Raw genomic sequence first — 21,180 nt, forward strand, 5'->3', positions numbered from 1 at the left:
ATTCGCGCGCTCCAGTTTTTTTGCGGTTTGCGTCCATGGTGTGTGCAGAGTCTGGCCGTTCGGTTTCCACGTCCTGGAATGACTGCACGGCTGTACCGCGACCCGTGCGCCCCTACGTTCGAGATACATGAACATCAGCAACAACTCCCTGCGTGACGCGGACATCCTGCGCATAGGCGAATGCACCGTGACCTTCTCGTCGCGTGAAGTGCAGGTGCCGGGCGTGCGTCGTCTGCGCAGGCTTACGCCGAAGGCAGCAGGGGTGTTGCGTGTGCTGGTGACCAGCGGTGGCCGCGTGGTCACCCGCGATGAGCTGTTTGCCGAAGTGTGGCCCGATACGCTGCCGACCAACGATGTGCTGACGCAGGCGGTGACCCAGCTGCGCAAGGCCTTCAGTGGTGATGAGGACGGCGCCACCGCCTATATCGAGACCATCGCCAAAAGCGGGTATCGCCTGCTGGCCGCCGTGAGCGTGGTAGAGGCCGAAGAACCTGCCGCGATCATCGATGACGCGCCATCCGAATTACGCGCCGTCGCCTTGGAGGGTGCCGCCGTAGGCGAGCCCGTCGCTGCAACGCGCCCGAATGCCGATCTGCCGCCGCCGGTCCCCGCTTCACGGCGGGGTACCTGGCGGCGCGTGCGCCGGTGGGTGCTGTTGGCGATAGGGGTCGCGATGCTGGTGGCCCTGTGTGTGATGGCGTGGCTGCTGCAGCGCACTCCGCAGCAGTCACCCGTCGATGCGGCCGTGGAGAACGGGACGCGTGTCATCGGCAGCCCGCAGCGGCCCTATCGACTGATCACCGCTACGGCCGGGTTTGAGACCTATCCGACCTTGTCGCCGGACGGATCGCAGGTGGCCTACGAGGCCAGCGATGAGGAGGAGGGCGGCCAGATCAAGGTGCAGACCTCGGGCAATGCCCCGGCGCGTGACCTGGTCGAGCGTCCGCCAGGGGCAACGGACCGGTTCCCGAGCTGGTCGCCGGACGGTCGCGAGATCGCCTTCGCCCGCTTCTTCGACGACGGCCGCTGCGAAGTCCTGATTTCCAGCGCGACCGGTGGCAACCTGCGCCAGGCCACGCGCTGCGATGGCACCGAGCTGCTCAGCTTCGACTGGGCACCGGACGGCCGTTCGCTGGTCTTCGGCAGCATGGTCGGCGCCTACGCGCATCGCGGCATCCGCCTGTTGGACCTGGCCACCGGTGCGTGGAAGCCGCTGGCGTACGCCGCCCGGGACGATGACTTCGACTATGCGCCACGGATTTCGCCGGATGGTCGTTGGCTGGTGTTCGTACGTAATCCGCAGGTCGGTGATTTGTGGCGGATGCCGGCCGGCGGAGGACCACTGGAGCAGTTGACCGATGATTCCGCCGAGATCCGCGGCTGGGCCTGGCTCAGCGACAGCCGGGAGATCGTGTTCGGGCGGCGCGTGGACAGTGAAGTCCGCTTGTACCGCCTGGATACTGAAAGCCGCCTGCTGCGCGATGTCGGCCTGGACGATGCACAGTGGCCCGCCGTGGCGCGTAACGGCAACATGCTGGCCTTCGTCCATCGCAAGGCCCAGTTCGCCCTCTACAAAGTGCCTTTGCAGGATGTGAGCAAGGCCGAGCGGATCTTCGCCTCCAATGGCCGTGACAGCCAGCCGATGCTGGCGCCGGACGGCAGGCATCTGGTGTTCGCCTCCGATCGCTCCGGCAGTTATGCGTTGTGGTGGGCAGACAAAGAGCACCCACAGTCGCTGCGCCCGATCGAAGGCCTGCGGCCGGAGGCGCGCCAGCCACCGGACTGGTCGCCGGACAGCCGCCACCTGTTGGCCTTGGGGCGTGACGACCATGGCGAGCCGCATGTGTACGAAATCACCCCCCGGGACGAGCAGGTCACCCAACTGCCGGTTCCCGCGTCGCGCCCCCTTCAGGCGTTGTATACGGCCGATCCTGGCCGGGTACTGGTGATCGAGCGCGATGACGAGCAGCGCACGCGACTCATCCTGTACGACCGGCGCAGTACGCCGTGGCAGCGGCTGGCCACTCTGGATGGGGTGTCGCAGGCGCGGTTCGACGCGGCACGTCGGCGTGTGCTGTTCACCCGCTTCGGGGCGGGCGGTTTGTGGTCGGTGGACGATGCTCTGACCGCCGCCAGCGTGCAGCAGGTCAGCGCGGACAGGCCATCGCGTTGGCGCTACCGCACGTGGAGCGTGGCCGGCAATGGCAGCATCGATTATGTGGACGCATGGGCGGGATGCAGTACCGGCCTGCAGCGCCTCACCACGGGCGCCGAGCCACTTACGCGCTGCCTGGATGCGCGTCGCCTGAGTTCAGGCAACGGATTCAGTACCAGCGTTGACGGAAGTGACCTGTACGTGGCCCTCGCGGTATCCGATGGTGCGGATGTCGGCGTGATGCAGCTGCCCGAATTGACGGGTGAAGTGTTCCCCGCCTTCATCAAGCCATTGATTCTGAAAGACTAGTTTCTTTCGTAAGTTTTTCGTCGGCTCCTCGTGTCGATTTCGTGGCGAAGTCGTCGCAACGTCCTGACCGCTGGCAGCTCATTTGGCAAAACGGATGCCCTGTATTGGCAAACCCGTGGTGCCCCTATGCGTCAGCTCGCCCTCGCCGATCGCGGCCAGTCCCTCTCCCTCGACAAGTCGCTCGACGACGCCACGCCGATCTGCCTGAGCGTCGCCCGATTGGGCAGTCTGCAGACGGCCGGCAGCTGCTTCACGGTCTGGATCCAGGTGCGGGGCAGTGCATGGGTGGAGGCCAAGGAAGGGCGTTTCCGCCTGCGGCGCGGCGAGTGGATCGCCTTCGAGAAGGAATCGCGGCCGTTGGTCCAGGCCGGACGCGATGGCCTGTGCGTCGGCCTTGCGCTCAATACCGATGCCATGCGCATGCTGATGGAACTGGCTGATTGCGGGCTGTATGCCGGACGCGGGCAGATGAACCGCTCGGAGCTGCGGGTCGCCTTGCGCTTGTGGCGCGACGCACTGGACAGCGGCCTGCCGGCGCAGGCACTGCGCCCGATGCTGCTGCATCTGGCTTCACTGCAGCGCACGATGGCCGGTACCGTACAGCGCTGCCCCGGCCGTTCGCGCAGTCGCAAACGCCAGGTATTCGGCCGCATGCAGCGCGCGCGCCTGTACCTGGAAGGCAACAGCCACCGCGTGGTGCGGATCGGTGAACTGGCCGAGCTGACCAACTTCTCCAGCTGGTACCTCTCCAAGACCTTCCAGAGTCTGTACGAAGAAAGCCCGCAGTCGCTTTCCGCACGCCTGCGCCTGGAGCGCGCAGCTGACCTGTTGCGTGATACCGACATGATGATCGGCGAAGTGGCTGCAGCCAGCGGTTTTGACAACTGTTGCAGCTTTGCGCGGGCGTTTCGTGCCCGTTTTGGTACGTCAGCGTCCCACTTCCGTGTGAACGCAGACAAGCTGTCGCCACAGTCGGCAAAGTCTCTCGCTGCCTCACGCAAACCAAGGACCGCAACACAATCGTAACGTTTGGGGGCGCTTTAACACGCCACTAACGTACCTTGGAGAGAGACATGAATTTTCGTAACCCCGCCGTGCGGCTGGGCATGCTGCCTGCCGGCATTGCGCTGGCGCTGAGCCCGAGCTTTGCCTCGGCGCAGGAAGCCGCAGCAGGCACCACCGACCTGGACCGCATCTCGGTTACCGGCTCGCGCATCCGCGCAGCCAACGTCGAAACGCAGCAGCCGGTGCTGACCCTGAGCCGCGAAAGCCTGGAAAAGCAGGGCTTCTCCTCGGTCGCCGAAGTGCTGAACAACCTGACCTCGGCCGGCTCGCCGGCCATCTCGCGTTCGGACGCACTGGCATCTGGCGAAAACGTCGGTGGCTACTACGTCGATATCCGTAACCTGGGCGCCGAGCGCACCCTGGTGCTGATGAACGGCAAGCGCCTGGGTGCCAGCACCTCGGGCCTGCAGGATCTGAGCCAGATTCCGATCGGCGCCGTGGAGCGCATCGAAGTCCTGAAGGATGGCGCTTCGGCCATCTACGGTTCGGACGCGATTGCTGCCGTGGTCAACGTGATCACCCGCAAGAATGTTGAGGGTGGCGAAGCCACCGCGTACTTCGGCCAGTACGGCGAAGGCGACGGCGACACCAGCCAGTACTCCATGACCCTGGGCTCCACCGGCGAGCGCGGCAGCGTGACCCTGGCGGCTGAGTATTCCAAGGCCGATCCGGTGTGGGCGAAGAACCGCTGGTACAGCCGTGACGGCAACCGTGGTCCGAACTCGACCCCGGCTTCCTGGAGCGCACTGAGCCAGAACGGCAGCTTCTGCAACCCGCTGGTCTATGACTGCTCGCCGACCTCCACCACCTCGGTGTGGCAGACCCTCAATGCGGGCGGCGATCCGAGGAACCCGGCTGACTACCACGTCATCACGCCGAGCGAGTTCGCCAACTCCAACGAGCAGATGACCGTACTGACCGGTGTCGAGCGCAAGTCCGTCTACATCAACGGCACCTACGACTTCACCGATTCGATCAGCCTGAACACCGATTTCCTGTACAACGAGCGCAACACCTTCGCTCAGCTGGCCGGCTATCCGTACCAGTCGCAGGCCTTCGACACCCCGTTGTCGGCTGACAGTGCGTTCAACCCGGTCGGCCAGAACGTCGAGTTCCGTCGCCGCCTGTGGGAAGTGCCGCGCACCACCGACAGCCAGCTGAAGACCACGCGCTTCGCGCCGACCGTCAGCGGCTTCTTCGACTTCGCCGGCAAGACCTTCGATTGGGATGTCGGCGCGCTGTACAACCGCAACGAGACCATCGTCACCAGCCGTGGCGATGCCAGCCTGATCTCCACCGCACAGGCCCTGGGCCCGTCGTACATCAATGGCGCCGGCGTGGCGACCTGTGGTGTTGCCGGCGGCCCGGTGATCGCGGACTGCGTGCCGTGGAACCCGCTGCTGCCGTTCGGCGTCGCGGGTCAGGGCTCGCTGTCTGACCCGGCGCTGCAGGAATACCTGTTCCCGACCTTCACCACCCGTGGTGAGACCAAGACCACCAGCTTCACCGCCAACCTGGCCGGTTCCATCGTGACCCTGCCGGCCGGCGACCTCGGCTTCGCCGTGGGCGTGGAGCACCGTGAGGAAGAAGGCAGCTACGTGCCGGACGCGTTCGCACAGTCGGGTCAGTCGACCGGCCTGGGCCAGAAGCCGACCCGCGGTGAGTACGATCTGGACGAGGTCTACCTCGAACTGAACGTGCCGATCCTGTCGGACATGCCGTTCGCCAAGGAACTGAGCCTGAACCTGGCCAGCCGTTACTCGGACTACAGCAACTTCGGCGACACGGTCAACAGCAAGTTCGGCATCACCTGGCGTCCGCTGGATGAACTGCTGGTCCGTGGTACGTACGCCGAAGGCTTCCGTGCCCCGACCATCAGCGATCTGTACGGCGGCCTGAGCTCCAGCTTCGAAAGCTACACCGATCCGTGCGGCGTCGGCGCTCCGGGCAGCGTTGCAGGCAATGCCGCCTGCCTCGCCGCTGGCGTGCCGGCCAACTACGCGCAGCTCGGCCAGGGCAACCAGCCCTGCCTGACCCTGCCGTGCGCCACCAACGACCAGTTCATCTCCGGCGCCAACCCGAACCTGAACCCGGAAACGTCGAAGAGCACCACCGCCGGCCTGGTCTGGAGCCCGCGTTGGGTGCAGGGCCTGGACGTGTCGCTGGATTGGTACAAGTACGAAATCAGCGACATGATCATCGCTGACAGCGTCGACCGCATCCTGCGTGACTGCTACGTGCTGGGTGATTCCGCACGTTGCGCCAGCGTCGTCCGCGGTCCGGCCGGCAACATCACCGCACTGACCTACGGCACTGCCAACCTCGGCAAGCTGGAAACGCAGGGCTGGGATCTGGGCGTGAAGTACCGTCTGCCGGAATTCGCGGTCGGCAACTTCGCCATCGACTGGCAGACCAGCTACCTGTCGTCGTATGACGAAGAAGGCCAGAACAGCGCCGGTGACACCATCACCATCGGTCGCGTGGGCGAAGCGGGCCTGTTCCGCGTGCGTTCCAACGCCACCCTGAGCTGGACCAAGGGTGACCTGGGCGTCAACTGGACTGCGCGTTACTACTCGGGCATCCAGGAAGACTGCATCGCGATCGGTTGCACCAACCCGGATCGTTTCCAGAATGGTGAGACCGCGCCGATCCGCAAGACCGGCTCGAACACCTTCCACGACCTGCAGGTGAGCTACAACGCGCCGTGGAATGCCACGATCGCCGTTGGCGCCAACAACGTGTTCGACCACCGCGGTGCGCTGCAGTACACCGCACCGAACAGCAGCTTCGCTTACTACGGCGGCTTCGACGTGGGTCGTTTCATGTACATGAAGTACACCCAGCGCTTCTGATCCATCGAAGCAGTGGTGCATGAATGAGAAGGGCGGGCCGCAAGGCCCGCCCTTTTTTTGTTCGTTTGCAGCGGGCTGTCCGCGGATACCTTCCGCCGAGCGTGGCTCGGCGCTACAGGAGCGCCCGGAACCGGTAGCGCCGACCCATGGTCGGCGAGCGCAGCGGGCTGTCCGCGGATACCTTCCGCCGAGCACGGCTCGGCGCTACAGGAGCGCCGGAAACGGTAGCGCCGACCCATGGTCGGCGAGCGCAGCGGGCTGTCCGCGCATACCTTCCGCCGAGCGTGGCTCGGCGCTACAGAAGCGTCCGGAAACGGTAGCGCCGACCCATGGTCGGCGAGCGCAGCGGGCCGTACGCGCTTACACCACGCCGCGCCCTTGACCCGCTTCAGCCGATCACGCCTCGGCCGTGCTCAATCCCATCAGGGCGTTCGCCTGCTCGCGCCACTCAGGCAGCTTGTGCAGGACGTTGGCGCGCTGCAGATAGTCTTCATCCACCGCTTCACCGTTCACCAGCGCCAGTGCGACATGCACCGCGCCGGTCACCCAGAAGCTGCGTGTGTTGGAGCGCTGCGGCTGCAGGTGGAAACCCACGGCTTCCACGATCGGCATCGGCAGGCCCCACAGGCCCAGCAGGTAGGCGCCGGCCTCGGCATGGCCGGGCCGCGCATCCTCGTCGCCGGCCGGCTCGGTGCGTTCGTTGCGCACACCCGGCAGCAGCAGGCCGATGTCGGCCAGCAGCGCAGCGGTGGCACCCAGTTCGGCACTGGAGGCCGGCAGCAGGCGCGCGGTGAGGCGTGAGGCCATCAGCGCGCGCTGCTGCAGCGCATTGCGCTCCGACACCGGCAGCGTGGGCGTGGAAAACACTTCGCTGGCCAGCACCAGATCGCGCAGAGTGGCCAAGCCCAGCCGAGTGACGGCGGAGCGCAGGTCGGAAATCGTACGCCCGCTGCTGAAGAACGCCGAATTGGACAACTGCAGGACCTTGGCCGCGATCGCGGGGTCGGCGGCGACCAGCTTGGCGACTTCGGCAGTGTCGGCGTCGTCGTCATGCTCCAGCGCGCGGGTCAGGCTCATGTACAGGTGCGGCGGCGAGGGCAGTTTCTCGATGCGGCCGATGGCATCGCGCAGGCGCGGGCTGTCCAGCAGTTCGCGCAGCTCTTCCAGGCTGCTGAGCGCTTCGAGCAGGACCTCAGGGGCCAGCGGAAGCGGCAGGAAACGATGGGCCACGCCGATCAATCGCGCCGGCGGCGGACGGGTGCCCTGCTGTGCATCGATCAGTGCCACACGGATGGTCTGCGGCCGCAGGGTGCGGATCTGCCCCAGCAGCATGGTCGCGTCCATGTCGGGCAGGTACGGGCTGACAATCACCGCATCCAGCGCGGTAGCCGACACCGCGGCCATCGCCGCATGCCCATCGATCACCGTAGTGGTATGCCAGTCTTCCCCAAGATCGGCAATGAATTCGCTCAGCTCAGCCGGCAGGCTGGCTTCGTCCCCAACAAACAGAATGCGCACGACACGTTCCCCTGGCGGACCATGGCAACGGCCATGGTCGATGTGAAGTGTCGCAATTTAACCGATCCTGCGTGACGGGGGATGTGCCACAAGGCCGAAACGTGCGCTGCATCGCTCTGGCGGGGTCCGCCAGAGCGCCTGCAGGCCGTTCGATCAGGCCTTTCCGTCCAGGTAACGCTGGTGGGCTTCGACCAGGATGGCCTTGGCTTCAGCCGCGCCTGCCCAGCCGTCCAGCTTGACCCACTTGCCCTTTTCCAGATCCTTGTAATGCTCGAAGAAGTGGCCGATGCGCTCCAGCCAGTGGCTCGACACCTGGGCGATGTCTTCCACGTGGGCGTAGCCGCTGAACACCTTGGAGATCGGCACGGCCAGGATCTTTTCGTCGCTGCCGGCTTCATCGCTCATCTTCAGCACGCCGACCGGACGGCAGCGGACCACCGAGCCGGGGATCAGCGGCAGCGGCAGCACCACCAGCACGTCGGCCGGATCGCCATCGCCACACAGGGTGCTCGGCACATAGCCGTAGTTGCACGGGTAGCGCATCGGGGTGGACAGGATGCGGTCAACGAAGATCGCGCCGGTGTCCTTGTCCACTTCGTACTTGACCGGCTCGGAATCCTTCGGGATCTCGATGATGACGTTGATTTCTTCCGGCGGGTTCTTGCCGGGGGATACGAGTTCCAGACCCATTGCGGTGCTCCGATTGCGGGGGGCGAAAGAGCTCCATTTTATGCCTTTGCCGCGCCACGTGTCGTGGCAACGTCCGACAGCGCCGGGTGCGCGGCACCCACGGCGCGCAGGGCCCTGTGCCGATCGTGCTGCGGCTCTGCAAGCGGGATGCTGACAGTCACCGCAGAGGGGGCTATTTCATGTTTTCGTTCAAAGGCTTGCAGCGGGCAGGCGGGGCGGCGTTGCTGGCCGCCATCGCCCCTTCGCCGCCGATCGTGGCTGCGGCCGGTTCCAGCGTCGCGTTCGTCGACCTCATCGACTACCCGACCCAGGAGGCCAACTGGGACCGCTTCCATTCGCTGGAAGATCGCCTGGCCAGCGCTTTCCATGACGCCTGTGCCGATGGCGGTTGTGCACCGCGCCGTTTCCTCTGGCCGATGCAGTTGCGCTGTTCGGTGCAGACGCCGCAGGCCACGGTGGCCGCCTGCGCCTGGGTCATTGCAGGAAGCCATCTGACGGTAAGCGCGACGGGCCACATCACGCCCGACGTCATCGTCTGGCGGTGCCTGCTGCCGATGCCTACGTCCATCGCGGTGGAGCAGTTCCATGCGGCATTGGAGGTGCAGGACCCGTTGTCGGTACGCCTGCCCGGGGCATCCGCCACGTTGCGGCAGGGCGTGCAGGACTGCCTGGCGGCGCCGGGGAGCCGCACATGACGCCCCTGCTGATGCTGGTCATCGCCGCGATGTCGCCGTCACCGGCGTATGTGGACGCGCGAGATTACCCTCTGCCTGGCCAGGGCGCCGCGGCCTTTGCGGCCATGGAGCAGGCCCTGGTGCGCGGGTTCGATGACATCTGTGGCGACACGTTCTGCGAAGGCGACTACGGCAATCTGCGCGCGCTGCAACTGCGCTGTGCCGTCACCGCCCGGAGCGGCATCGTAGCGGAGTGCGCGTGGAGCTTCGCGGGCAGCCATGCCGCCGTCACCGGCAACGATCCGCTGCCGGTGGTGGAGGCCAGAACGTGGATCTGTCGTGTGCCGCTTGCACCGGGAACGCCGTTGCCGGTGCTGCTCAGCACGCTCAGCGGACGCGATGCGCTGGACACGCGTCTGCCCGGTCGCGATATCAGTACCTACGACGCGTTGACGGATTGCCTGTGATCGCCAGCGGCGTTCAGTGCCCGGATGACGCCTTGTCTGCATCGGAATGCAGCGCTTCGTTCAATTCATCCACGACGATGGCCCACGCCGCGTCGGACTTCAGCGACTCGGACAGAAACTGACGCTGGCTCTCGCTCCAGATCGATGCCTGGGTGACCTTCACGTCCGAGGGCAGCTGATTGCCGACGATGAACGCCGCAATGGCTTCTTCGCTTTCATCCAGTCCAAGCTGCAGGAACAGGTTGGTCATGTTCGGTTCGGTGGTGATCATCGTGGCGTCAGTCTCATTTTCAGTATCGACCCGCATTATGCCGGGCGGCCACGACGCCGTGATGTGACGGATGTGCGCAGTGCCGGGCGGCGGACAGCCATCCGTCGCCCGGCATCTGACGGGGTTACAGCAGCGGAACCAGCAGCAACGCCACGATGTTGATGATCTTGATCAACGGATTGATTGCTGGGCCTGCGGTGTCCTTGTAGGGGTCACCGACGGTGTCGCCGGTCACCGCTGCCTTGTGTGCCTCGCTGCCCTTGCCGCCGAAGTGACCGTCTTCGATGTACTTCTTGGCGTTGTCCCAGGCACCGCCTCCGGTGGTCATCGAAATGGCGACGAACAGGCCGGTGACGATGGTGCCGATCAGCAGCCCGCCCAGCGCACGCGGCCCCAGCAGCAGGCCGACGACCACCGGCACCACCACGGGCAGCAACGACGGCAGGATCATCTCCCGGATCGCCGAGCGGGTAAGCAGGTCCACCGCACGGTCGTACTGGGGCTTGCCGGTGCCCTGCATGATGCCGGGGATTTCGCGGAACTGGCGACGCACTTCCTCCACCACGGCACCCGCTGCGCGTCCCACGGCTTCCATCGCCATCGCGCCGAACAGGTAGGGAATCAGCCCGCCGATCAACAGGCCGATGATCACCGTGTGGTCGGACAGATCGAAACGGAACTCTTGGCCGGGATTCGCCGCCTGCAGGTTGTGGGTGTAATCGGCGAACAGGACCAGCGCCGCCAGTGCGGCAGAGCCGATCGCATAGCCCTTGGTCACTGCCTTGGTGGTATTGCCCACGGCATCCAGCGGATCGGTGATGGCGCGGATCTCGGGCGGGAGTTCGGCCATCTCCGCAATGCCGCCCGCGTTGTCGGTGATCGGTCCGTAGGCATCCAGTGCCACGATCATGCCCGCCATCGACAGCATCGCCGTGGCCGCGATGGCGATGCCGTACAGCCCGCCCAGCGCATGCGCGCCCCAGATCGCGGCGCATACCGCGATCACCGGCAAGGCGGTCGACTTCATCGAAATCCCCAGGCCGGCGATGATGTTGGTGCCGTGCCCGGTGGTCGATGCCTGCGCAACATGCTGCACCGGCTTGTACTGGGTGCCGGTGTAGTACTCGGTGATCCAGACGATCAGACCTGTCAGCATCAGGCCGATCAGCGCGCACCCGTACAGCGCGTAGGGTCCATGCACGTTGTCACCCATCAACGCGGTCGTGACCGGATAGAACGCGATGGCCGCCAGCACCGCCGACACGATCACGCCTTTGTACAGCGCGCCCATGATCGAGCCGCCGTCCTTCACCTTGACGAACATCGCGCCGACGATCGATGCGAGGATCGATACCGCGCCCAGCACGAGCGGGTACAGCACGGCATTGCGCCCAGCTTCGCTGATCATCAGGCTGCCCAGCAGCATCGTCGCGATCACCGTCACGGCATAGGTCTCGAACAGGTCGGCCGCCATGCCCGCGCAGTCGCCGACGTTGTCGCCGACGTTGTCAGCGATCACCGCCGGGTTGCGCGGATCGTCTTCGGGGATGCCCGCTTCCACCTTGCCCACCAGGTCAGCACCGACATCGGCCCCCTTGGTGAAGATGCCGCCGCCGAGGCGGGCGAAGATCGAGATCAACGACGAGCCGAACGCCAGGCCCACCAGTGCATGCAGGGCCTGGGCGACATCCAGCCCCAGGCGCAGCAGCAGTGCGTAGTAGCCGGCCACGCCGAGCAGGCCCAGCCCGACCACCAGCATGCCGGTGATGGCACCGCCGCGGAACGCGACATCCATCGCGGCGCTGATCCCGTGGCGCGCCGCTTCGGCGGTACGCACATTGGCGCGGACCGACACGTTCATGCCGATGTAGCCCGCTGCACCGGAGAGCACCGCGCCGAGGGCGAAGCCGATTGCCGTGTACCAGCTCAGAAAGAAGCCGACGAGGACGAACAGCACGGCACCGACGATGCCGATGGTCAGGTATTGGCGATTGAGGTAGGCGCGCGCGCCTTCCTGGATGGCTTCGGCGATCTCGGCCATGCGCGCGTTGCCGCTGGGCTGGCGCAGGATCCAGCGCGCCGAAATGATGCCGTAAAGAATGGCGATGACGGCGCAGACCAGCGCCAATGACAGTCCATGACGTTCGAGCATGACCCCTCCGAGGTGGATGATAGGCATCCAGCGGTGGTGAACTTCACCACGAGGGGGACGACGGGCTGCAACGTTGGAACCGACCCGTGCCGACCTTGGCGGTCGTCCGACGTATGGCGGTGTTCAGCATTCCCTGGTGGCCGCAGTATGCGGGCCGCCGTGCGGGGGCGCCAGCGTCTTTGCGCGCCGTTAAGCCGGAGGCTGCGACTGTTCGGCCATTCCTGCCGTGGAGAACGCCAATGCGCCTGCCTTTGTTGATGATGTCCCTGTTGTTGCCGTCACTGCCGGTGCTGGCCGCTGAAACGCCCGAGCTGCAGCGTGCGGTGGGTGCGGCGCAGGCGGTGGGTGCGGTGCATACACTGCGGCAGATCCCCGAGGCCTGTGCACGGCTGGAAGGCACCTTCACCGGTGACGCGGCGCAGCCCTATCGATTCGCCCCGGTGCGTACCAGTGAGCAGTGCCAGCCACGTGCCCGGTTCGTCGACTACGCCAAAGCGCAGCCCACCAGCGACAAGGGCTGGAAGCTGAATGACGTGATCCGGGTGCCGGCGGCGGCCTGTCCTTCGCAGCAGGCGGTGGTCCGCGTGTGGCGCCTGCCGGTGACGCCGACTGCAGAGCGCGACGGCCAGGGCCAGTCGCGCATCTATCTGGAAGACGCGAAGAAGCTGGCCGCAAGCGGCAAGGTGCCGCCGGTGACGATGTTCGCCGCGCAGCTGAGCATGGAAGGCAAGGCCTGCAACTGAAGCACGGGTAGCGCCGCGCCATGCTCGGCGGCGACGCCCCCGCATGCTTACCCGGCGAACGCGTCCAGTTTCTTCTTCACCGCGAGATTCTTCAGGGTGACGTACTTCGGCAGTCCATCCGGGCCGTAGGGAAGTGGCGCTTCGCCCTTGATCAGCGGTTGCAGGTACGCGCGTGCTTTTTCGGTGATGCCGAAGCCATCACGACGGATGAAGCCGGCCGGCATTTTCTTTTCATGATTGGCGATCTTCGCCAGCGGCGCGGCGTCGATTTTCCAGCGGTACGGCTTGTCGCTGGTGCGCACGATCACCGGCATCACCCCGTTCTGGCCTGAAAGCGCCAAGCGCACGGCCGCCTTGCCTACGGCCTGGGCCTGGTCCCAGTCGGTCTTCGAAGCGAGATGACGGGCCGAGCGCTGCAGGTAGTCAGGCAGGGTCCAGTGCACTTTGTAACCGAGTCCGGCCTTGACGCGTGCGGCCAGATGCGCCGCCACCCCGCCCAGCTGCGTGTGGCCGAACGAATCCTTGCCGCCGCCGGCATCGGCGACGAAGGTGCCGTCTGCCGTGGCGATGCCTTCGGATGCGACCACGACGCAGTAGCCCACGCGTTTGACCACGGCATCGACCTTGGCCAGGAACGCCTTCTCGTCATACGCGCGCTCGGGCAGCAGGATCAGGTGCGGCGCGTCGTCTTCACCCGTGCCCGCCAGCCCGGCGGAGGCGGCAAGCCAGCCCGCGTGGCGGCCCATCGCTTCGTAGATGAAGACACGCGTGGATGTCTCGGCCATCGCCGCCACATCCAGTGCGGCCTCGCGCACCGACACCGCGGTGTACTTGGCGGCCGAGCCGAAGCCCGGGCAGGTATCGGTGACCGCCAGGTCGTTGTCGATCGTCTTCGGCACGCCCACGCAGGTCAGTTCGATGCCGCGCGAGCGGGCAAGCTCCGACACTTTCAGCGCGGTATCGGCCGAGTCGTTGCCCCCGTTGTAGAGGAACCAGCGCACGTCGTGGGCCTGCAGGACCTGCAGCAGGCGGTCGTAGCGGGCGCCATCATCCTGCAGTGACTTCAACTTGTAGCGGCACGAACCGAAGGCGCCGCCGGGGGTGTGGGCGAGGGCGCGGATGGCGGCGATCGACTCGCGCGACGTATCGATCAGGTCCTCCCGCAGCGCGCCGAGGATGCCGTTGCGGGCAGCGAGCACCTTGATGCCGCGGGCGCGGGCTTCCTGGATGACCGCCGATGCGGTGGCATTGATGACGGCAGTAACGCCGCCGGACTGGGCGTACAGCAGGGTGCCTTGGCGCATGGAAACTCCATATCGGGGGAGGGACATTGCAGGGACATTACCCGGATGCGGTAAAGTGCGGGTATTGCAGTGCAGCGATACCGGCCCGTCCGGTCCTCGCACTTTCATGAATTTCAACACGTTGGAGTCAGCTCGATGCGATTGGTATTGTTGGGGCCGCCCGGTTCGGGCAAGGGTACGCAGGCCACCCGCCTGAAGGAAAAGCTCGGCATCGCCCACATCTCCACCGGCGATCTGCTGCGCGCTGAAGTCGCTGCCGGCACCGATCTGGGCAAGCAGGCCAAGGCGGTGATGGATGCGGGCAACCTGGTGTCCGACGACATCCTGCTGGGCATGCTGCGTTCGCGACTGGCGCAGGACGACGTGGCCAAGGGCTTCATCCTGGATGGCTATCCGCGCAACGTGGCACAGGCGCAGGCCCTTGACGGGGTGCTGGCCGACATCAAGCAGCCGCTGGACGCGGTGGTGCAACTGGACGTGGACGCTGATCAGCTGATCGAGCGCCTCGCCGGACGTGCGAAGGAGCAGGGCCGCGCCGATGACAATCCGGATTCGGTACGCCAGCGCCTGCAGGTCTACACCGAGCAGACCGCGCCGGTGGTGGATTTCTATGCGGCACGCGGCACGCTGTCGCGGCTGAACGGCATCGGCGAACTGGATGAAGTGGAAGCACGCATCCACGCTGCGCTGCCAAAGGCCTGATGCACGAGGGCAGGGCCAACGGCAGAGTGGCCGGTAGAGCCGACTTCAGTCGGCTGCCTGATGCTGGAGCTCATGGTAGAGCCGACTTCAGTCGGCTGCCGTGCGGTGGAGCAGCCGACTGAAGTCGGCTCTACCAGCAGATCGATCGATGGCAGATCGACCGTCCACGGATCGACCACCAGCAGATCGACCGATGGCAGATCGACCGTCCGCGGAGCGGCCACCAGCAGATCGATCGATGGCAGATCGATCGTCCACGGAGCGACCACCAGCAGATCGACCGATGGCAGATCGACCGTCCGCCGAGCGACCGCCAGCGGATCGACGGTCAGCAGATCGCCCGTCAGCAGATCGACCTTCAGCCTTTCCGTCGTTCATACCGCGCCCGATCCAAAAAACACAGGCCTGGTCCGTTCGGACCAGGCCTGTGTCGTTTGAGGTGCCAGCAGGTGGGCTTGCTCAGGGCCCCGCAGCGTGAGCTCCCATGGGGATGGTCACTTGGGGAGTAGGACCGGTTGGGAACTGCGGCTGGCGAGATGAATTGTGTCCGTGTTCATACTTTGCCGCTATCGGGAATTCCCTGACATGTGCTTGGCTTTTCCTCACCGAAAGGTCAGATTTTTCTTACCCATGACCGCCTGACCCCCTGCACGCAGCGCCAGATGATCGGTGACAATGTCATGCATGAGCAACCTACATATCCTCGGAATTGCCGGTACCTTCATGGGCGGCGTGGCGGCGCTGGCGCGGGAACTCGGCCACGCAGTGAGTGGTAGCGACCAGGCGATCTATCCGCCCATGTCCACGCAGCTGGAAACGCTGGGCATCCAGCTGGACCAGGGTTATCGCGCCGACAGCGTGCCGCCGCGTACCGATGAGGTGGTGGTGGGCAATGCGCTTTCGCGCGGCAACCCGGCTGTCGAGGCGGTACTCGATGCGGGACAGCGCTATATCTCCGGCGCGCAGTGGCTCAGCGAACAGGTGCTGCCCGGGCGCGATACGCTGGCGGTCGCCGGTACGCACGGCAAGACCACCACTACCACCATCCTGACCTGGCTGCTGGAATCGGCGGGCCGTTCGCCGGGTTTCCTGATCGGCGGGGTGGCTGAAGACTTCGGGGTATCGGCCCGCGTTGGCCAGGGCCGCGAGTTCGTTGTCGAAGCTGACGAGTACGACACGGCGTTCTTCGACAAACGCAGCAAGTTCGTGCACTACCGCCCGCTGGTCGCCGTACTCAACAACCTCGAGTACGACCATGCCGACATCTTCCCGGACGTGGCCGCGATCCAGCGGCAGTTCCACCATCTGGTGCGCACGGTGCCGGCGCGTGGCCGCCTGATCGTCAACGGTGAAGACGCCCACCTGGCGGAAGTACTCGCGATGGGCTGCTGGACCCCGGTGGAGCGCTTTGGCTTCGATCCGGCACTGGAGTGGCACGCCGAGCTGATCCGCGCCGATGGCAGTACATTCACCGTGCATCATCATGGCGACCGCGTCGGCGAGGTGCACTGGCCGCTGCTGGGGCGGCATAACGTGCTGAATGGATTGGCTGCCCTGGCCGCCGCCCATGCCGTCGGCGTAGAGCTGGCGACGGTGCTGCCGGCGCTGTCGCGCTTCCGCAGTGTGAAGCGCCGGTTGGAGGTCATCGGACAGGCCAGCGGTATCACCGTGTACGACGACTTCGCCCATCATCCGACGGCGATCGCGACCACGCTTGAGGGTCTGCGTGCCAAGGTAGGCGATGCACGGATCGTCGTGGCGATGGAGCCGCGCAGCAATTCGATGCGGCTGGGCGCGCACGCTGATGCACTGGCACCGTCGCTGGCGCTGGCAGATGAAGTGGTGTTCCTGCACCGGCCGGAGCTGGCCTGGGATGCGGCAAGCGTGGTGAAAGCGGTGCGCGGCACGGCGCATGCCGTGGTTGACACCGATGCCCTGCTCGCACGTCTGCAGGCGGCGTCCCGGCCCGGCGACCATGTGGTGTTCATGTCCAACGGCGGCTTTGACGCCGCGCCGCGTCGTTTCCTTGCGCAGTTGCAGGCACGATGAGCGGGCGTGTTGCACTACCGCTGTTCCCGCTGCACGCGGTGTTACTGCCGGGCGCGAGCATCGGCCTGCGGGTGTTCGAGCGACGCTACCTCGACATGCTGCGTGACTGCAGCCGTGAAGGCAGCAGTTTTGGTTCGTGCCTCATTTTGCAGGGCGAAGAAGTGGGTGCAGCGGCGCTGCCTGCCGCGTTCGGCGTGGAAGCGCGCGTCGAGGATTTCGACATGGGCCGCGACGGCGTACTGCAGCTGCGGCTGCGCGGCGCCCGGCGTTTCCATGTGGAGCAGACACGCGTGCGTGACAACGGTCTGGTGGTCGGTGAGGTCCGGTGGTGCCCTGCAGATGACGATGACGAACTGAGGCCGGAGCACGCGCTGTTGTCCACGCTGCTGCAGCACATCATCGAGCAGGCCGGCAGCGACTACGCGCCGACCTCGCCGGCGCAGCTGGACCAGGCCGCGTGGGTTGGCTGGCGGCTGGCGCAGCTGTTGCCGCTGGAAGAACCCCAGCGATTGCAGCTGCTGCAGCTGGACGACGTGCACGAGCGGCTGGACCGGATGCTCGGCTGGTTGCCTTGATCCATCCGACGAACCGCGCCGGGCACGGCCCCCAGCTAATGCAATCAGCGAAGACCCGGTAACGCCGAGCCATGCCCGGCGTCTGCCCTGCGGACGCTGTCAGCTCATTCGCTGCGCAGGCGCAGCACGGGCAGGCCGCTCTCCGGATGCACGTCTTCCTGCATCGGCATGCCGTCGATTGAGGTCTTTACCGCCGCCAGCGCGGGGTCCACGCCCCGCAGCGGATGCCACATGCCGATCCATTCGAAGTGACGGGTGAAACGCAGGGTCTGCGCGCTGCCCAGCCACAACGGCACATTGCCAGGCTGCAACACCTTCGCGGCAGGCCACAGGCGCAGTACGTGGCGTTCGTCGGCACGCTCGCCGTCGCGCACCATCAGCAGGCTCTCCACCTGCGTGTCGAGCGTGGCCGGCAGTACCGGCAGCTGGTCCGGACCGGTGTCCTGGTCCAGCATCAGCAGCGCTTCTTCCCAGCCAGCCTGGGTCTGCACCTTCCAGCCCTGCGCTTCCAGGCGGGCCTGCAGCGGCGCCAGCGGGCCGGCTACCTGCACGTCCAGCGGCCAGCGCTGGTCATCATCGAACTCGTTGCGGCGCGACGGCAGCGCCTTCCAGTCCTGCTCCCACCACTGCGTGTACGGCAAGGCGACCGGTGCGGCCTGATGCGGTTCGAACCGCTGCAGCTTGACCGGGATGTTGCGTGGCGCGTACCAGCAGGCGGCGATGGTGAAGACACCATAGAACAGCCATGCGGCCGGTTTGACCCAGAACGAGCGGTTGAAGCGGCGACGGTAGGCGATGCCGAGCACCAGCAGCCAGAACATGCCGAACAGCATTCCGCCGATGACATCGCTCAGCCAGTGGGCGCCCAGGTAGATGCGCGCGAAGCCGATCAGGCTGACCACGAAACCGGACACCAGGTACGGCCATACCCGCGTGCGGCCGGGCAGCTCACGGGCAATCAACACCGCGAAGAAACCAAAGGTGATGGTGGCCATGGTGACCGACACCGACGGGAAGCCGAAGCCGCTGCTGGCATCCGGCGGGCGTACGACATCCACGGTGGCGCCCAGCAGCAGGGTCAGCGCCAGGCCGAAGGCCAGGGCGGCCAACCAGTGCGCGGCGGCCATCCAGCGCCGCCGCCAGAGCAGATAGCCCATGCCGGCGGCAGTAGCCGGCAGCAGTACCTGCCATGCGCCCAACGAGGCCAAGGCGGCCATTGGGTAGTCGGCCAAGGGATTGCGCAGCGCCAGCATGGCCTGGTGCACGGCCAGATCGATACGCAGCGGCTCACCATGGGCGACCACGACCGTCAGCAGCACGAACCAGCCCCAGCCCAGCATCAGCAGCATCAGCGCCAGCATGGCGAGCGGCACGGATTCGCGGCGTTGTGGATCGAACACGGACACGGAGTACCGACCGAGCGTGGGATGGCGCTGCGACCAGGCCAGCAGGCGGGCCAACCAGCTGTCCATGCGCGCGGCCGACCATCGGTAGCCGTACAGCACGATGGCCCACACCAGCCCCAGGATCACCGCCAGCAGACCGACCACCACGACCAGTCGACCGGCGACCGCCGCGACCGCATCGTAGGCGCCGCCCAGGACCCAGCCCGGCAGCAGGAACAGCACCGCCCAGGAGATGCTGGCGATGCCGCTGGCCTGCAGGTAGCGGTTCACCGGCATCTTCATCATGCCGGCGATGGCCGGCACGAAGGGACGGATGGCACCGACGTAGCGGGCGACGAGGATGCTCTTGAAGGCATTGCGGCGGAACATGGTCTCGCCGCGATCAAGCAGCTGCGGATAGCGGCTGAAGGGGAAGACGCCGCGCAGGCGGTCACCCCAGCGGCGCCCGATCCAGTAACTGATGCCGTCGCCGGCCAGTGCACCCACTGCCGCGCAGGCCACGGCGTACGGTCCGGAGATCTGGCCCAGGCCGATGAACACACCCACCGCGAACAACAGCGGCAGGGCGGGCACGATCGCACCGAGAATGATGACCGCATCGCAGAAGGCGATGAGGAAGATGGCCGCGCCGGCAAGTACCGGATGGGCGGCAATCCACGCAAGCGTGGCGTCGATCCATGAAGAGTCCATCCGCCAGATTATAGAGGGCCGTGGGTGACTGGGTGCCTGCCCGTGGTCCCCCCAGTGATGAACCGATCTATCAAATAGAATGGGCCATGGCCGATCATCCCCACTCTGCGCAGCATGCGCTCAAGTCCGACAGCTTCGGCCGCATCCTGCTGGTGGAGGAGGGCGGGCGTCGCTTCGTGCGGCGTGACCTGGGTGCCACCCCCTGGTGGCTGCGGGTGCCCGCCTGGTGGCTGGCGCGACGCGAAGCCCGCGCTCTGCAGCACATCGAGGGCATGCACGACGTGCCACGGCTGCTGGCGTGGGATGGGCGGTGGCTGGATCGCAGCTTCATGGCCGGCGATGCGATGTACCAGCGGCCACCACGCGGCGATCTGGCCTGGTTCCGCGCCGCGCGCCGGCTGCTGCAGACGCTGCACCGCCGTGGTGTCGCGCACAACGACCTGGCCAAGGAAGCGAACTGGCTGGTGACGGAAGACGGCCGTCCGGCGCTGATCGACTTCCAGCTGGCGGTGATCGGCGCGCCGCGCTCCCGCTGGATGCGTCTGCTGGCGCGGGAAGACCTGCGTCATCTGCTGAAACACAAACGGATGTACTGCCGTGAGGCGCTGACGCCGGTAGAAAAACGCCTGCTCAAGCGGACGTCGTGGGTACGCGAGGTCTGGTTCGCTACGGGCAAGCCGGTCTATCGCTTCGTTACACGGCGCATCCTGCACTGGGAAGACAACGAAGGGCAGGGGCCAAAGCCCTGAGCGCGCACCCGGGCGGATTACGCCCGTTGGCGGTCACGCCCAACCGCTCATTCCACCAGCGCCTTGCCCACGAAGCGCCGCTGCGCGTCGAAGTCATACCCCACCTTGAGCATCGCCACATCCGCACACGCATGACAGTCGCGTAGCGGCGTCTGGTAGATCAGGCGAACGCCGCCGCCATCGAGCGGTGCGCTGCCCACGGACTGTGCCGGAGCGAACAGGGTTGCACCCGGATGCGACGCCAGCAGTGAGCGCACTGCGGGGACCGCCGCGAGCTCGCCCGTTGTGGGATCGGCATCGACATCGATCCGCTTGCCGGCTGCATCGACCAGGCGCGTGCTCTGGTTGGTGTTGGCGCGGAATGGATACTCGACCGTTGCCACGCCGATGCCCTCGTGCGGGTGCCAGGCCGACACATGGCCGAGCTCGCCACCACTGGAGACCTGCTCGGCGGCGCTGATCGCCGCCGCACCGGCACCGGCGGTGCGCATGGCCTGCACCAGGCAGTCGCGGGTCGCGGCTGCGTCGCCCTGCCGGCAGGCATTGAGATCGCCGTTCCACACGCTGTGACTGCTCCATGGAGTCGCTGCGGCCGGCTGGGCGCCGCCTGCCGTGGCGTCCGCAGCGGGGGGAGGCGCGGACGGCGGCGACGGGGGCGTGCGGTCCTGACACGCCGCCAGCAGCAGTACGCAGGCAGGCAGGAGAAGCCGTTGATACCGAATCTGCATGGCACGCTGCCTTTGCACGGGACAGCGGGAGTATCGGCGACCGCGGTTAAGCGCGCGTCGAGGCGGGGCATAATGCCCCAT

17 protein-coding genes are annotated in these 21,180 nt (G+C 66.2%); 10 read left to right on the top strand and 7 right to left on the bottom strand.

Annotated elements, in window-relative coordinates; all coding sequences use genetic code 11:
• The first annotated feature begins 127 nt into the window (after positions 1–127).
• From IFT65_RS10025 to IFT65_RS10035, 3 genes are all read left to right on the top strand, one after another.
• Positions 128–2,464 (top strand): winged helix-turn-helix domain-containing protein, encoded by a 2,337-nt coding sequence (locus IFT65_RS10025; protein ID WP_192081319.1) that lies wholly within the window; start codon positions 128–130, stop codon positions 2,462–2,464.
• A 126-nt stretch (positions 2,465–2,590) separates the two neighbouring features.
• The gene (locus IFT65_RS10030; RefSeq protein WP_192081320.1) at positions 2,591–3,490 is read left to right on the top strand and encodes an AraC family transcriptional regulator; all 900 of its coding nucleotides are present in this window, start codon (positions 2,591–2,593) and stop codon (positions 3,488–3,490) included.
• A 47-nt stretch (positions 3,491–3,537) separates the two neighbouring features.
• Positions 3,538–6,381: a TonB-dependent receptor gene (locus IFT65_RS10035; RefSeq protein ID WP_192081321.1), complete on the top strand. Its 2,844-nt coding sequence runs from the start codon at positions 3,538–3,540 to the stop codon at positions 6,379–6,381.
• 396 nt (positions 6,382–6,777) lie between these two features.
• Here the strand turns inward: IFT65_RS10035 and IFT65_RS10040 are convergent, their stop codons facing one another.
• Both IFT65_RS10040 and ppa read right to left on the bottom strand, forming a co-directional pair.
• Positions 6,778–7,899, bottom strand: a complete 1,122-nt coding sequence (locus tag IFT65_RS10040; RefSeq protein ID WP_192081322.1) for an HDOD domain-containing protein — start codon at positions 7,897–7,899, stop codon at positions 6,778–6,780.
• A 153-nt stretch (positions 7,900–8,052) separates the two neighbouring features.
• The gene (ppa, locus tag IFT65_RS10045) at positions 8,053–8,589 is read right to left on the bottom strand and encodes an inorganic diphosphatase (protein ID WP_042614993.1); all 537 of its coding nucleotides are present in this window, start codon (positions 8,587–8,589) and stop codon (positions 8,053–8,055) included.
• 179 nt (positions 8,590–8,768) lie between these two features.
• On the opposite strand from ppa, the gene IFT65_RS10050 reads away from it, so the two are divergent.
• Entirely contained in the window at positions 8,769–9,284 is a 516-nt protein-coding gene (locus IFT65_RS10050; RefSeq protein ID WP_192081323.1) for a hypothetical protein, read from the top strand.
• On the top strand, positions 9,281–9,730 hold the full coding sequence (locus IFT65_RS10055) for a hypothetical protein (RefSeq protein ID WP_192081324.1): 450 nt from the start codon (positions 9,281–9,283) through the stop codon (positions 9,728–9,730). The genes IFT65_RS10050 and IFT65_RS10055 overlap by 4 nt, the downstream gene beginning before the upstream one ends.
• Before the next feature lie 13 nt (positions 9,731–9,743).
• Here IFT65_RS10055 and IFT65_RS10060 read toward each other — a convergent pair whose 3' ends face one another.
• Positions 9,744–10,001 carry a DUF2789 domain-containing protein gene (locus IFT65_RS10060; protein ID WP_188326256.1) on the bottom strand — a complete coding sequence of 86 codons (258 nt, stop codon included), beginning with the start codon at positions 9,999–10,001 and terminating at the stop codon, positions 9,744–9,746.
• 124 nt (positions 10,002–10,125) lie between these two features.
• Positions 10,126–12,153, bottom strand: a complete 2,028-nt coding sequence (locus tag IFT65_RS10065; RefSeq protein ID WP_192081325.1) for a sodium-translocating pyrophosphatase — start codon at positions 12,151–12,153, stop codon at positions 10,126–10,128.
• Between the two features lie 239 nt (positions 12,154–12,392).
• Here IFT65_RS10065 and IFT65_RS10070 point away from each other — a divergent pair, with 239 nt between their 5' ends.
• Positions 12,393–12,896: a hypothetical protein gene (locus IFT65_RS10070; protein ID WP_192081326.1), complete on the top strand. Its 504-nt coding sequence runs from the start codon at positions 12,393–12,395 to the stop codon at positions 12,894–12,896.
• A 47-nt stretch (positions 12,897–12,943) separates the two neighbouring features.
• Here the strand turns inward: IFT65_RS10070 and IFT65_RS10075 are convergent, their stop codons facing one another.
• Positions 12,944–14,200: a 6-phosphofructokinase gene (locus tag IFT65_RS10075; protein WP_192081327.1), complete on the bottom strand. Its 1,257-nt coding sequence runs from the start codon at positions 14,198–14,200 to the stop codon at positions 12,944–12,946.
• Between the two features lie 135 nt (positions 14,201–14,335).
• On the opposite strand from IFT65_RS10075, the gene IFT65_RS10080 reads away from it, so the two are divergent.
• The 3 genes from IFT65_RS10080 to IFT65_RS10090 all read left to right on the top strand — a co-directional run bounded on the left by IFT65_RS10080 (position 14,336) and on the right by IFT65_RS10090 (position 17,526).
• Complete coding sequence (locus IFT65_RS10080) at positions 14,336–14,902, top strand: adenylate kinase (RefSeq protein ID WP_188326260.1); 567 nt, start codon at positions 14,336–14,338, stop codon at positions 14,900–14,902.
• Positions 14,903–15,577: 675 nt separating this feature from the next.
• Positions 15,578–16,951, top strand: coding sequence for a UDP-N-acetylmuramate:L-alanyl-gamma-D-glutamyl-meso-diaminopimelate ligase (gene mpl, locus IFT65_RS10085; RefSeq protein WP_192081328.1), 1,374 nt, complete (start codon positions 15,578–15,580; stop codon positions 16,949–16,951).
• A complete protein-coding gene (locus IFT65_RS10090) occupies positions 16,948–17,526 on the top strand; it encodes an LON peptidase substrate-binding domain-containing protein (RefSeq protein ID WP_188326262.1) in 579 nt (192 codons plus the stop codon). Before mpl ends, IFT65_RS10090 begins: the two co-directional genes overlap by 4 nt.
• A gap of 104 nt (positions 17,527–17,630) precedes the next feature.
• Here IFT65_RS10090 and IFT65_RS10095 read toward each other — a convergent pair whose 3' ends face one another.
• A complete protein-coding gene (locus tag IFT65_RS10095) occupies positions 17,631–19,622 on the bottom strand; it encodes a bifunctional DedA family/phosphatase PAP2 family protein (protein WP_192081329.1) in 1,992 nt (663 codons plus the stop codon).
• Between the two features lie 86 nt (positions 19,623–19,708).
• Here IFT65_RS10095 and IFT65_RS10100 point away from each other — a divergent pair, with 86 nt between their 5' ends.
• Positions 19,709–20,371: a serine/threonine-protein kinase gene (locus IFT65_RS10100; protein WP_188326264.1), complete on the top strand. Its 663-nt coding sequence runs from the start codon at positions 19,709–19,711 to the stop codon at positions 20,369–20,371.
• A gap of 47 nt (positions 20,372–20,418) precedes the next feature.
• Here the strand turns inward: IFT65_RS10100 and IFT65_RS10105 are convergent, their stop codons facing one another.
• Positions 20,419–21,099 (bottom strand): hypothetical protein, encoded by a 681-nt coding sequence (locus IFT65_RS10105; protein WP_197974065.1) that lies wholly within the window; start codon positions 21,097–21,099, stop codon positions 20,419–20,421.
• Positions 21,100–21,180: the final 81 nt, after the last annotated feature.

The sequence above is a fragment of the Stenotrophomonas sp. CFBP 13725 genome (genome assembly GCF_014841935.1).
GTDB lineage: Bacteria > Pseudomonadota > Gammaproteobacteria > Xanthomonadales > Xanthomonadaceae > Stenotrophomonas.

Bases quoted from the DNA above. Each gene is read 5' to 3' on its own strand.
- IFT65_RS10025 (WP_192081319.1), top strand. From the start codon at position 128: ATGAACATCAGCAACAACTCCCTGCGTGACGCGGACATCCTGCGCATA.
- IFT65_RS10030 (WP_192081320.1), top strand. From the start codon at position 2,591: ATGCGTCAGCTCGCCCTCGCCGATCGCGGCCAGTCCCTCTCCCTCGAC.
- IFT65_RS10035 (WP_192081321.1), top strand. From the start codon at position 3,538: ATGAATTTTCGTAACCCCGCCGTGCGGCTGGGCATGCTGCCTGCCGGC.
- ppa (WP_042614993.1), bottom strand. From the start codon at position 8,589: ATGGGTCTGGAACTCGTATCCCCCGGCAAGAACCCGCCGGAAGAAATC.
- IFT65_RS10050 (WP_192081323.1), top strand. From the start codon at position 8,769: ATGTTTTCGTTCAAAGGCTTGCAGCGGGCAGGCGGGGCGGCGTTGCTG.
- IFT65_RS10055 (WP_192081324.1), top strand. From the start codon at position 9,281: ATGACGCCCCTGCTGATGCTGGTCATCGCCGCGATGTCGCCGTCACCG.
- IFT65_RS10060 (WP_188326256.1), bottom strand. From the start codon at position 10,001: ATGATCACCACCGAACCGAACATGACCAACCTGTTCCTGCAGCTTGGA.
- IFT65_RS10065 (WP_192081325.1), bottom strand. From the start codon at position 12,153: ATGCTCGAACGTCATGGACTGTCATTGGCGCTGGTCTGCGCCGTCATC.
- IFT65_RS10070 (WP_192081326.1), top strand. From the start codon at position 12,393: ATGCGCCTGCCTTTGTTGATGATGTCCCTGTTGTTGCCGTCACTGCCG.
- IFT65_RS10075 (WP_192081327.1), bottom strand. From the start codon at position 14,200: ATGCGCCAAGGCACCCTGCTGTACGCCCAGTCCGGCGGCGTTACTGCC.
- IFT65_RS10080 (WP_188326260.1), top strand. From the start codon at position 14,336: ATGCGATTGGTATTGTTGGGGCCGCCCGGTTCGGGCAAGGGTACGCAG.
- mpl (WP_192081328.1), top strand. From the start codon at position 15,578: ATGTCATGCATGAGCAACCTACATATCCTCGGAATTGCCGGTACCTTC.
- IFT65_RS10090 (WP_188326262.1), top strand. From the start codon at position 16,948: ATGAGCGGGCGTGTTGCACTACCGCTGTTCCCGCTGCACGCGGTGTTA.
- IFT65_RS10095 (WP_192081329.1), bottom strand. From the start codon at position 19,622: ATGGACTCTTCATGGATCGACGCCACGCTTGCGTGGATTGCCGCCCAT.
- IFT65_RS10100 (WP_188326264.1), top strand. From the start codon at position 19,709: ATGGCCGATCATCCCCACTCTGCGCAGCATGCGCTCAAGTCCGACAGC.
- IFT65_RS10105 (WP_197974065.1), bottom strand. From the start codon at position 21,099: ATGCAGATTCGGTATCAACGGCTTCTCCTGCCTGCCTGCGTACTGCTG.